Source organism: Photobacterium nomapromontoriensis, from assembly GCF_050336815.1.
GTDB lineage: Bacteria > Pseudomonadota > Gammaproteobacteria > Enterobacterales > Vibrionaceae > Photobacterium > Photobacterium nomapromontoriensis.
In genome coordinates this window covers 1-12349 of sequence record NZ_JAKJSL010000075.1, presented here as the reverse complement: position 1 = coordinate 12349, position 12349 = coordinate 1, and the positions used below count along the sequence as shown (strand labels likewise).

Annotated in this window: 12 protein-coding genes and 1 pseudogene; 8 read left to right on the top strand and 5 right to left on the bottom strand. The window is 42.5% G+C overall.

The features are described 5' to 3' along the window. Positions 1-228 precede the first annotated feature (228 nt). The 6 genes from L4D12_RS24795 (at position 229) to L4D12_RS24770 (ending at position 5738) form a co-directional block, all read left to right on the top strand. Complete coding sequence (locus L4D12_RS24795) at positions 229-390, top strand: hypothetical protein (RefSeq protein ID WP_428450500.1); 162 nt, start codon at positions 229-231, stop codon at positions 388-390. Positions 391-431: 41 nt separating this feature from the next. Continuing rightward, on the top strand, positions 432-1490 hold the full coding sequence (locus L4D12_RS24790) for an SEL1-like repeat protein (protein ID WP_428450499.1): 1059 nt from the start codon (positions 432-434) through the stop codon (positions 1488-1490). 112 nt (positions 1491-1602) lie between these two features. Continuing rightward, entirely contained in the window at positions 1603-2622 is a 1020-nt protein-coding gene (locus tag L4D12_RS24785; protein WP_428450498.1) for a tetratricopeptide repeat protein, read from the top strand. A gap of 113 nt (positions 2623-2735) precedes the next feature. Beyond that, positions 2736-3596 carry an SEL1-like repeat protein gene (locus L4D12_RS24780; protein WP_428450497.1) on the top strand — a complete coding sequence of 287 codons (861 nt, stop codon included), beginning with the start codon at positions 2736-2738 and terminating at the stop codon, positions 3594-3596. Positions 3597-4039: 443 nt separating this feature from the next. Further along, a complete protein-coding gene (locus tag L4D12_RS24775) occupies positions 4040-4924 on the top strand; it encodes a hypothetical protein (protein WP_428450496.1) in 885 nt (294 codons plus the stop codon). A 343-nt stretch (positions 4925-5267) separates the two neighbouring features. Further along, positions 5268-5738, top strand: coding sequence for a hypothetical protein (locus L4D12_RS24770; protein WP_428450495.1), 471 nt, complete (start codon positions 5268-5270; stop codon positions 5736-5738). Between the two features lie 104 nt (positions 5739-5842). Here L4D12_RS24770 and dcuC read toward each other — a convergent pair whose 3' ends face one another. Together dcuC and L4D12_RS24760 are read right to left on the bottom strand one after the other, a co-directional pair. Beyond that, complete coding sequence (gene dcuC / locus L4D12_RS24765) at positions 5843-7195, bottom strand: C4-dicarboxylate transporter DcuC (protein ID WP_428450494.1); 1353 nt, start codon at positions 7193-7195, stop codon at positions 5843-5845. 363 nt (positions 7196-7558) lie between these two features. Next, positions 7559-8047 (bottom strand): arginine repressor, encoded by a 489-nt coding sequence (locus tag L4D12_RS24760; protein ID WP_428450493.1) that lies wholly within the window; start codon positions 8045-8047, stop codon positions 7559-7561. Between the two features lie 139 nt (positions 8048-8186). Here L4D12_RS24760 and L4D12_RS24755 point away from each other — a divergent pair, with 139 nt between their 5' ends. Continuing rightward, positions 8187-8324 (top strand): hypothetical protein, encoded by a 138-nt coding sequence (locus L4D12_RS24755; protein ID WP_428450492.1) that lies wholly within the window; start codon positions 8187-8189, stop codon positions 8322-8324. Between the two features lie 5 nt (positions 8325-8329). Here the strand turns inward: L4D12_RS24755 and L4D12_RS24750 are convergent, their stop codons facing one another. The 3 genes from L4D12_RS24750 to arcA all read right to left on the bottom strand — a co-directional run bounded on the left by L4D12_RS24750 (position 8330) and on the right by arcA (position 11609). Further along, complete coding sequence (locus L4D12_RS24750) at positions 8330-9340, bottom strand: ornithine carbamoyltransferase (protein WP_428450491.1); 1011 nt, start codon at positions 9338-9340, stop codon at positions 8330-8332. A gap of 85 nt (positions 9341-9425) precedes the next feature. Next, a complete protein-coding gene (gene arcC / locus L4D12_RS24745; RefSeq protein ID WP_428450490.1) occupies positions 9426-10337 on the bottom strand; it encodes a carbamate kinase in 912 nt (303 codons plus the stop codon). Between the two features lie 51 nt (positions 10338-10388). After that, positions 10389-11609, bottom strand: coding sequence for an arginine deiminase (gene arcA, locus L4D12_RS24740; protein ID WP_428450489.1), 1221 nt, complete (start codon positions 11607-11609; stop codon positions 10389-10391). A gap of 635 nt (positions 11610-12244) precedes the next feature. Between arcA and L4D12_RS24735 the strand changes: the two are divergent. Continuing rightward, a pseudogene (locus L4D12_RS24735) lies at positions 12245-12349 on the top strand (IS1595 family transposase); the annotation flags it as partial.

The window sequence follows — 12349 nt, the reverse complement described above, 5'->3', positions numbered from 1 at the left end:
GTGAATACTAGGGCAGTGGTTTTGAATTGTTTGCTGTAGAATCTGAAAATCGCGCATCGTACCGTCCAATTGGTCTAATGTGTTTCTGGCGATATCCATTAGATCAAAGGTGTCGGTGCGCGTCTACCTCATTGTTTATCAAAAAAATTATGAGGGGATTCGTAAGACAACGGCATTAGGGGGAAAGACTGTTGGTTCTCCAACTGTGAAAAATTTCTTGCTGAATGAGTGGGGGGGGGGTTAGAAGATGAAGAAGGTAATGTTGTATATGAAATACTAGTCACCCAAGAGCAGCAAGCCGAAATGGATAAAAAAGTGGAAGAATTTATACAACGGGTGAAACCTAATCGCTTTTTAGATGAAACCACCACCAAGTTATTCTTTTATTAAGGCAATAGTAAAAACAAGCTGATTAAGGATGATGGCAGAATATGACATTAACGAAATTCGCGTTGGTTAGGGCGCGCACATTAGCCCTGATTTTACTGCCAACGATGCTGCATATGCCGATCAGCCATGCTGGTGAGGCGATTGGTCAAGCTGGCCTTGATCAAATCAGCATAGACCAAACCGCGATCCAACAAGCCATCCGCCTGTATAACCAATCCAAAATAAAGCAAGCCAAAGCAGTTTTTCAAGCGGAGGCAGACAAGGGCAGCGCGACTGCTACTTATTGGTTGGGGATCACTCAATACGAAAGTGGTGAACGTTTCGAAGCAGGCGATTCCTTTTATAAAGCAGCTAACATGGGCGATCCTTGGGCGATGGATTTATTAGTACCCGGTGGTAATAGCCCGTGCGACTACCTTGGTTGGCCATGTGATGAATCTTGGCATGAAAAAGCGATGGCTGGCTGGGCAAAATTGGCTGACAAAGGTGATGGTAAAGCGAAATATGCTATGTATGTAAAAGGAGACAAATGGTGGCAATATATTCCGTTTTATCGACAAAAAGTGCGTAACGAAAATTATGAAGACATAATGCAGCATAAAGGCTACGGAATATTAAATCGAGGCGTATTTTGGGATACAACCGAACAACGTGTGAATTATTTAAAAATGGCCGCAGAAGATGGTTACGCCCCCGCTATGTTTATGTTGTTTTTTAGAGCGGATATGATTGGCAGAGATAAGGCCAATGAGTGGATATTTAAGGCACTTGAATTAGGTTACTATAAAGCAGCTAACACTTTGTCTTATTTATATGAAACGGGGTCAGATGGATATCCTGAGGACTTCATTCAGTCTTATTATTATTACCGCTTAACTATAGCACTTGGTGGGAATATATCAGGTTCACCAAGAGTGGTAAAATTATTAAAAAACGAATGGGGGGGGGGTTTAAAAGGGGAAGATGGTAAATCTGTATACAAAATTTTAGTCACTCCTGAGCAACAAGCTGCAATGGACAAAAAAGTGGAAGAATTTATACAACGGGTGAAACCAAATCGCTTTTTAGATGAAACCACCACCAAGTTATTCTTTTATTAATGTAAAAGTAAAACACGCTGATCAAGGATGATGGCAGAATATGACATTAACGAAACTTGCGTTGGTTAGGGCGCGCACATTAGCCCTGATTTTACTGCCAACGATGCTGCATATGCCAATCAGCCATGCTGGCGAGGTGATTGGTTCAGCTCCTGTGGTGATAGGACAAACTGCGATTGGTCAGGCTGGCCTCGATCAAATCAGCATAGATCAAACTGCGATTCAACAAGGCATCCGCTTATACAATCAATCTGAATTCAAGCAAGCTAAAGCGCTGCTGCAAGTGGAAGCAGACAAGGGCAGCGCGACTGCCACGTATTGGCTGGGTATCACTAAATATGAAAGTGGCGAACGCTTCGAAGCTGGTGATTCTTTTTTGCAAGCCGCAAAAATGGGTAACCCATGGGCGATGGATTTACTGGTGCCTGGTGGCAACAGCCCGTGTGACTACCTTGGTTGGCCATGTGATGAAGCTTGGCATGAAAAAGCGATGGCTGGCTGGGCAAAATTGGCGGCCAAAGGCGATGGCAAAGCGAAATACGCTATGTATGAAAAGGGGGACAACTGGTGGCAATATATTCCTTTTTATCGACAGAAAGTACGTAATGAAATTCATACTGACATAATACAGTATAAGGGTTACGGTATATTTAAAAATGGCGCAAAATGGGATAGTAGAGAAAAGAAAAAATATTTAATAATGGCAGCAGAAGAAGGTTATGCGCCGGCGATGCTAAGCTTATATTATTCAGTAGATATGATTAGCAGAGAAAAAGCAAATGAGTGGCTATTTAAAGCACTTGAGTTAGGTTACTCGGAGGCCGCTAAAAGTTTATCTTATGCATATGAAAAAGGGACTAGAGGTTTTCCGCAAGATTACATAAAAGCTTATTATCATCATCGACTAACAACAGCATTAGGGGGGAGAACTGTTGGGTCTCCAACCGTGAAAAATTTCTTGCTGAATGAGTGGGGGGGAGTTTTAGAGGATGAAGCCGGTAATGTTGTATATGAAATTTTAGTTACCCCAGAGCAGCAAGCTGAAATGGATAAGAAGGTTGAAGAATTCATACAGCGGGTAAAACCTAATCGCTTTTTAGATGAAACCACAACCAAGTTATTCTTTTATTAATGTAAAAGTAAAAACAAGCTGATCAAGGATGATGGCTGAATATGACATTAACGAAATGCGTGGCGATTAAGGTATACAAGTTCGCCCTGATTTTACTGCTAACGATGCTGCATATGCCGATCAGCCATGCTGGTGAGGCGATTGGCTCTGCTCCTGTGGTGATAGGGCAAACTGCGATTGGTCAAGCTGGCCTCGATCAAGTCAGCATAGATCAAACCGCGATCCAACAAGGTATCCACTTATACAATCAAGCAAAAATAAAGCAAGCTAAAGCAGTTTTTCAAGCAGAGGCTGACAAAGGTAGCGCTGCTGCGACGTACTGGCTGGGCGTTACCCAATACGAAAGTGATGAACGTTTCGAAGCAGGCGATTCCTTTTATAAAGCGGCAAAAATGGGCAACCCGTGGGCGATGGACTTATTAGTCCCCGGTGGTAATAGCCCGTGTGATTACCTTGGTTGGCCGTGTGACGAAGCTTGGCATGAAAAAGCGATGGCTGGCTGGGCAAAACTGGGAGTTGAAGGCGATGGTAAAGCGAAATATGCAATGCATGTAAAAGGCGATAAATGGTGGGAATATATCCCCTTTTATCGGCAAAAAGTACGCAATGAAATATATAAAGATTTAATGCAGCATAAAGGCTATGGCATATTAAATGATGGAGCATTTTGGGATACTACTGAACAACGTGTTAATTATTTAAAAATGGCCGCAGAAGATGGTTATGCGCCAGCTATGTTTAAGTTGTATTTTAGAGCAGATATGATTGGCAGAGAAGAAGCCCATAAATGGATATTTAAAGCACTAGAGTTAGGTTACCACCGAGCTGCTAAAAGTTTGTCTTACGCATATGAAAACGGGACTAGAGGGTTTCCTCAAAATTATGTGATGGCTTATTATTATCATCGACTAACAACGGCATTGGGGGGGGAGAACTGTTGGTTCTCCTACAGTAAAATCATTATTAGAAAATGAATGGGGGGAGGTTTTAAAAGGGGAAGATGGTAAATCTGTATATAAAATTCTAGTCACTCCTGAGCAGCAAGCTGAAATGGATAAGAAAGTTGAAGAATTTATACAACGGGTAAAACCTAATCGTTTCTTAGATGAAACCACAACCAAATTATTCTTCTATTAGTGTGAGTCAAATCAGCATGATCAAGGATGATGGCTAAATATGACATTAACGAAATGTGTGGCGATTAAGGTATACAAGTTCGCTTTGATTTTACTGCCAACGATGCTGCATATGCAGATCTGTGGGCTGTTTTATATGGTCTGAAATTCAACCTCTGAATGAGGCACAATTAATAGAACATACAGGTGTGGGAAAAACAGCAAGTGGCATGTCTCAAGAAAGCCTGTCAGCACATGATGATATGTTTTTGCCATATAGATAAGTTACAGATGAGGTTGTTATGATAGAGAAAATAAATTTTAATGAATTGAAAAATGCTTACATAGAGGCCGCAAATAAAACTCCAAGCACAGCTTATCTTGATGATTTTTGGATGCAGAGATTTAATGAAGTTGCTGATTCTAATAATAAATTAAACTGGGATCAACCATGTTATGCAGGATTTGAACATTTTCGAATAATAGCGGGATTATTTGCATTTTCATTTATGTATGTATTAGGTGGTGCATATAAAGATGGTTGGGATATTATTTTACCTAGTTTGGATTGGTATTATTTAGTTTCATTAATAGTATCATTTTTTATGGGGTTTTCTTGGTGGGCTACTTTTGCAGAATATATATACTGTTATCGCTTTAATGATAAGTTTATTGCCATAAAAAAATATAAAAATGATCCTGATTTTGGTTATAAACTAGCACGAATTACTGGCTGGCTTGGTTCTGCGGTGTGTGTAATATTAGGTGTTATATTTGGTCCTATGATTTTCATTGGAGCTGGCGGTTTTGCTTTATTAAGTTTTGCCATGACAGGAATGAAAAAAAAATATTTTATCATGATTATACCCTATGATTCGATACTTTACATTCATGTGAATGAAGCAAGAAATGAACTGAGTTTGATTTATATTGAACAAGATGTCTGTAATAAAAAAGATAAGTTGATTGTTGTAGAGAAACCAGCATGTCGCCCAATGTATTTTAATGATAAAAACATGGGTAATATAATTGAATTCATAAAAAAAAATGCAAGTGATGATTTAAAGGTTATATATTCAACGAATATCACTGAAGATAAAGATGATGAAGAGCATAGTTTGATCCTTGACGAGGTGAGAAAGGCATATCCACGACATGATCTTATTACAATAGATAAACGAAGGTAATGGTTTGAAAGTTATGTATTGAATATCTAAAATTCAAGGATTGAATAATAGCAATAAAACAGAATACAAAATCATTTTTATTATTGGGCGGTTGTGTTTTAGTATCAGAGTTAATGCCTCACCGACCTTATGATCTATTGATGACGTCACTATCGGTGATATCCGCGCTAAGTCCCCTAAGTATGGCGAAGCGGTTGAGAATGCGTTGATGCGTTAGGTGCTACCAATGGCATGGCAGGCAATTGTTATCAATGAAGTGTTAATTTTGCTACTGAGTACTGGAAAATAAACCTTCCCGCGATATGATAACCTGAAGCAGATCAAAGAGAAGGTGCACAAGGGTATGAGTAAGCGAGCTGGGGTTTTCATTGTGACAGCATCTCTATTTGGCTCTGGCTTCGTGCAAGCCTCTGTATCTGAGATAACGCCACTCTCACCAGCTGCTGGGGTGACACCTATTCAAGCGCCTACTCACTCGCCGTTACCGCAGTTATTGCCACTGGATCCGACGTTGTCGACATCGACGGAATCAACCCTCCCTGCTTTTGGTGAGACGTTTAGTCATCATCCGAAGCTGATCCGTCAGGCGGTAGAGTTTTATGGTGAAGGGCGCCGACCTGTCGATAATAGTGCGATTGATCGCCACAGTGTTTACCAAAACAAAAACACGGTATCGCCGACTGAATTTGGGGCAGGGGTAAAGTTTAACGCGACTGATAATTTTAGTATCTCGGTTGAAGCGGGTGGTGAGTTAGAAACCGATGATACGGTGGATATAGACACTGGCGCGGTAAAGTTTAATTTGAGTTATTAACCTTTATTTCACCGGGTGATAGGTGAGATAAAAAATGCCGATATCAAACGATATCGGCATTTTTTGTGGAAGGTTTTAACCTGTCAACGATGACATGGGATCGATTACAGCCCTAAGATTAATGACATTCCGGTTGATACAATCAGCGCGCCAATCATTGGGATCGCGGTACGCTTAACCAGTTCAAACGGTGATACGTCAGCCACACCCGCCACGGCCACAATTGCGCCAGTGATCGGTGACATTGAGCGAGCAATACCTGATGCCAGCTGCATTGGCATTAGCATGGCAACGGCATTAATTCCGACTTTGTTCGCAATATCAGGCACCATCGCGGCAAATGAGAAGAACGGGGCATTACCAGAACCCATCAGAATGGCGGCGAAAGTAATGATGATCACCATCATAATAATCATCAGCGATGGTGAAATACTGGCGTTGATCGCGAAGTTAATCACGGTATCAAGCAGGCCAATCACTTTCATACCGTGGGCAAACACCTGACCCGCAATAACCAGTGTCACGACGCGGGCAAACTGTTTACCCATACTGTCGAAGTAGACAAAAATATCTTTGAAAATATTTTTTGCACCGTGACGGAAGCCTTCGCAGAGCATAGATACTGCGATTGAGATAAACATTGCAGTTACCACATCGATTTTAACGCTCTCAAACGCCATTGGGCTCAATAGCATGATCAAAGACAGTGGGATCATCGGTAGTAGTGCATACCAGGCAGGTGGCGCGACTAATGCTTCTTCTGCTTGGATCTCTACATTGTCTTTATTCTCTTCACGGCGATCAAACCACTGTTGGACAAAGAAATGCAGCACGGCAATGGTGATCATTGTCGCGATAGCAACAGGCAGCTGATAATCGATAAAGTATTCAGTTACTGAAATATCGGCGGTCTTTGCTGCCAGGTTGGCATTACCTGAGGCTGGGCCAAGATCCAAACAAGCGGTGGTGGCGATAACGGCAACCGCAGACATTTTACTGACACCCAGACGTACAAGGATCGGGTAAAGCGTTACCATTAATAGTAAGCCAAGGCCGGATGCACTTGGAATAAAGATGTTTAAAATTTGGCCGATAATATAGCCTAGCGCCATTACTAAATAAGGGGCTTTGAAATAGCCCAGCGGTTTAATCGCTATATTAACCAATGCACGTGACGCGCCAATGTGGTCCATATATTTAGCGAAACCGCCGACCGCCATGATGATCAAACCTAACGATCCGACCGTTTTTGCCGTGGTGTTTTTGATGAAGGTAAAGATATCCAGCCATTCATTACCGCTAGAGGCGTTTGCAGCTAAAGGTGTGCCGGTATTGAATACAATCGCGGCGGCCATCATGATGATACCCCCGATCAATAGGGATGTCTGTGGGTTGAATTTCTTGTAGATCAACATTCCCACTGAGAAAATGATGACAAGACTAAAGATAGTTACCACTAAAGTGCTCCAAATTATTGAGATATTCCGTTATTGATGAATATATTATTTAATTGTTTTTTCATTAACGATCACAAACTGTCATGATTGCTCTGAAATGCACACAATCATGACCTATCTCAAATTACTTGGTGGGGGAATAACAAGAAAAATGTAATGTTAGAACAAATCAGGTGTTATAAAAGAACAATTTACTCACATGTGTGTGTAAATATATCTGTTCGTAAGCTTTTCTTACGACGGGTCCCGTTTTGGAATATCACGATGCGCTTCCGTCGTAAGATCATTAAGCCTAACGTCAGGTTTAGGGGCAAGGATGGTTCCTCGTCACAACGGCGAGATCCGGGGATCTGCCCGTTGTGACTATGACACCCCCAAGCGAGCTTTGACGATGTGCTCACATTCTTCAATATTGTTGGTGTCTTTGGGGATGATTAGCACCGTATCGTTACCGCCAACGGTGCCTAATATTTCGATATGAGGGCCGATATCGATTAATCTTGCGACTAATTGAGCCACGCCTGGGTGTGTTTTTACGACGACCATCGTTTGATTATGGGTGATTAATTCAATTTGTGAAGCAATGGAAGAGCTTATTCTTACAGGAGCGGTTTCAGGCGTAATGCAATAGACTTTTTCACCACAAGCATTTTGTACTTTGGAAACACCAAGTAGAGAAAGCAGGCGAGAAACGGTTGATTGGCCTATTCCCCTAAAGCCGATTTCGATGAGTTTTTTGCGCAGTTCGTTTTGCGTTGAAAAACTTTGTTGTTGCAATAAACGCTTACAAGCAGCGGTTAGTGTTTTATCTTCAGCTGAATATAAGCCGTTAGGATCAATGGTATCGTCCATGGGTAAATCCTTAAATTTGGCGTATGAGTGTACGGGTTCTGAGTACGTTGCATACATTAAAAGCCATAGATCATGAATATCACATTGAACTACCACGTTAAGGTGGCTTTGTTGTTTTGTTGCGGCATTGTAGCATTAAATGCTAGCTACACTTGTTGACGGTGATCACCAAGCCTCATTGAAAGTTGCTTTAATGGTATTTTTCTCGGTGCGGATAGAAAATGCGGGTTTATTTGAGTTTATGACGGCTGATGCCACCCGCATTTCCCAATGGTGAGATAATTAGTTACCGAGCGTTGCCACCATGACGGCTTTAATGGTGTGCATGCGGTTTTCAGCTTCGTCGAATACAATAGAGTGATCGGATTCAATCACTTCATCCGTGACTTCAACGCCATTTGCCAGTACAGGGTAGTCTTTCGCCAGTTCTTTACCCATTGTGGTGTCTTCACCGTGGAATGCGGGCAAGCAGTGCATAAATTTTACATGTGGGTTGCCGGTGGCTCTGAGCATATCCATGTTGACTTGGTAGGGCAGCATTAAGTTAATGCGTTCTGCCCACGCTTCCTTCGCCTCACCCATTGATACCCACACATCGGTGTAGAGGTAGTCACAACCTTGTATGCCTTCTTGAATATTCTCTGTCAGCATGATCTTGGCGCCAGTCTCGTCTGCAATGTTATGGCATTGAGCAAGTAGTTGCTCTTCTGGCCAGAATTGCCTTGGTGCGACAAGACGGATATCCATCCCCATTTTGGCTGCACCTACCAACAGTGAGTTGCCCATATTGTTGCGAGCGTCGCCAAGATAGGCAAATTTGATGTCATGCAGCTGCTTGCCACGGCCATGCTCTATCATGGTGAGGAAGTCAGCCAGAATTTGCGTTGGGTGGAATTCATTAGTGAGGCCATTCCATACCGGAACGCCCGCATATGCGCCAAGCTCTTCGACGATATCTTGACCAAAGCCACGGTATTCGATGCCATCGTACATACGGCCCAGCACGCGCGCGGTATCTTTCATTGACTCTTTGTGGCCAATCTGTGAACCGGATGGGCCTAAGTAAGAGACTTGTGCACCTTGATCAAATGCAGCTACTTCAAACGCGCAACGGGTGCGCGTGGAGGTTTTTTCGAAGATCAATGCGATGTTTTTGCCTGTTAGGCGCGGTTGCTCGTAGCCGTTGTATTTTGCTTTTTTTAGTTCTGCAGACAGATCAAGTAAGTGCTGAATTTCACGAGGGGTAAAGTCGAGTAATTTTAAAAAATTACGGTTGCGTAGATTAAAGGCCATGATGTATCCCTTCTGGTTTAGGCGTTCTTTGGCGACCGGTGAGAAAACCAAAGAACGCGAGTCATCTGAATGATTGGATCGAACATTAATCTTTTGTAATGTTGGTACCGGCGGTGCCTTCGAGGATGTGCAAACCGTCTTCCAGGGCGCCGATACCAACCACTTTCCCGCCTTGTTGAATAAACGCGCACGACGCTTCAATTTTTGGCCCCATCGAGCCTGCATCAAATTCAAACTTGGATAATTGATTGGGGGTAGTATTGCGTAGGGCGTACTGGGTTGGCTTGCCCCAGTCGAGATAGACGGCATCTGCATCTGTCAAGATCAACAACGCATCTGCATTAAGTTGTTTTGCTAAAAATGCGGCAGACATGTCTTTATCGATAACCGCTTCCACACCCACTAATTTTCCGTTTTCTTTTTTAACCGGAATACCACCACCGCCAGTACAAATTACGAGGTGGCCTTCATCAATGAGCTTGGTTATTGCATCGCTTTCAATAATGCCAGTTGGTTGGGGACTAGGGACGACTCGGCGGAAATGCTGACCGTCGGGTTTTATCGTCCAGTGGTATTTTTCAGCCAGTGTACGTGCTTCAGACTCCTCGTAGATAGGACCGATCGGTTTAGTGGGGTTGGCGAAGGCGGGATCGCTAGGGTCGACGGTCATCTGGGTCAGCAGACAAGAGATATTACGCTCAGGTAAGTGATTCTTGAACTCCTGCATCAGCATGTAACCGATCATACCCTGTGTTTCACTGCCTAATACATCGAGTGGATAAGGCATGATTTTTTTGTACTCCAAGCCTTGTAGTGCTAATAAGCCAACTTGCGGACCATTACCGTGTACCAAAACGACATTATATATTTGGGCAATTTTTGAAATTGTTTTGACGGCGACTTCAATATTGTGGCGTTGAACATCGGCTTCTAGTGGCTCACCGCGGCGAAGTAGCGCATTACCACCTAGTGCGACAACGACAGTTTGCTTTGTCATAAATGCATTCTCTAGTGTTTAGTCGAGGGAGTGACTGTTTTTACTTGGCCGTTAGATACCATCACGTTCAATTGGGCAACTCATGCAGCGAGCACCACCACGGCCACGGCCGAGTTCATCGCCGGGGATAGGCAGTACAGTAATACCGGCTTTGTCGTATTTTTCATTGGTGTAGGTGTTGCGTTCATAACCAATGACGACCCCGGGTTTCACGGTCAATACATTGTTAGCATCGTTCCACTGTTCCCGTTCTGCTTCGAAGCTATCGCCTCCGGTCGTGATGAGGTTAAGTGTGTCGACATGCAGCGCCTTTGCAATGGTGCGCATGTAAGATGGCTGTTGGGTCGCTTTTACCATGCCCGATTCATCACCGGTCAGGCTCCAACAGTTCACATTGTCAGGGATGACGTTGGGATAGATTGAGAAGGTATCTTCATTCATGTGTGTCATGACGGTATCTAAGTGCATGCAAGAGCGATCTTGTGGCAGCTCAAGTGCGATGACCTGTTTTGCCTGGCCGTGCTTGAATAAGCTTGAAGCGAGCTGCTCAACACCTTGTGCGGTGGTACGTTCAGACAGGCCAACGAGTACAGCACCTTTACCGATGACTAACACATCGCCACCTTCGATGGTTGATTGCTCGTAAGCGCGATCTTCATCACCGTAATATTTAATGAAGTCTTGTCCTGCGAACGTTGGATTCCAGCGATAAATAGCGCGTAGATGGTTCGTTTCACGTTGGCGGGCGACTTTCGCCATTGGGTTAATTGATACACCGCCATACACCCAGCAAGAGGTGTCGCGAGTGAATAGGTGGTTCGGTAGTGGGCTGATGATGAAATCGGTCGGTTTGTGCATTGATTGTAATATAGAAGAGGATTGTAGTGGCATTTCACCAAATGACAGGCCACCCGTTAAGATTTTCGCCAGCTCCAGGTTAGGTAAGTCGGCTAAGTAGCAACGCAGATCATTGGCGAATGTAGGACCAAAGCGGTAATTAGATATTTGTGTATTGAGCAACCAGTCTTTTGCTTCGGGGACTGCCAGTGTTTCTGCAAGAAGAGTAGTTAGAAGCAGAACTTCGACGCCCTGATCCCTTAACGTTTGCGCAAAGGCATCATGCTCTTTGCCTGCACGCTCAACGGCTAGCACGTCATCGAATAGTAAATCGTGGCAATTGGTCGGGGTTAAGTGAGTGAGGGCGCGTCTGGGACGATGAATTAGAACGCGACGTAATTGACCTATTTCAGAACCTACGTAGAACTTACTCATAATAGAATCTCTCATATTAGTTTATTTGATTTGTTCTAATTAAAACGTTATTTGTAGGACGATGAATAGAGCGTTTGAAGCTGTTTTTTGTTCTTGAGTTAATATTACGCCTGTTGTTTTGTCTTTCTTCGATGTTACTCACAAATCGTTTTTATTATTGTTTGTTAGGCCATTTTGAATAGTAATGAAATTTATTCACCACCATATTTTCTTTGCTGTTATTAATTACCTACTAATGCTGGAACTTTATTCATCTGTGATATGATTATTCACCTTGCAGGGCAGTATGAAGGGAATTATATTCACTGTGTTATTAACAAGATATGTAATGATGATTTTGAAATATGCACTATTTATATCTATATAATTACTTTTTATGTGATAGAGGCCGGTTTTGAAATGAAATTATTTTTAATAAGTCTATTATGATCACACTTTTGTTATTATTATTATTTAGCTGATTGTTCGTTTTAATTAGAAATTGTAATTTCAGCATGAGAAATTTTAATTATGCTTTGATGTTAATTTTTCCACCCAAGCAACGCTAAGATTGAGGATTTAGTATTACCTGATTACCATCATTAATCAGCCAGCTGAGCTATACTTTGAGTTAAAGAAAACTTGAGGATTAGATCATGCCTAAGAATATGGTTCAATTTCAGAAAAGTATTTCTATTCATCGCTTTATCAAGCTGTATGGTACTGAAGAACAGTGCCAAAAGCACTTGTTTGATGTTTGA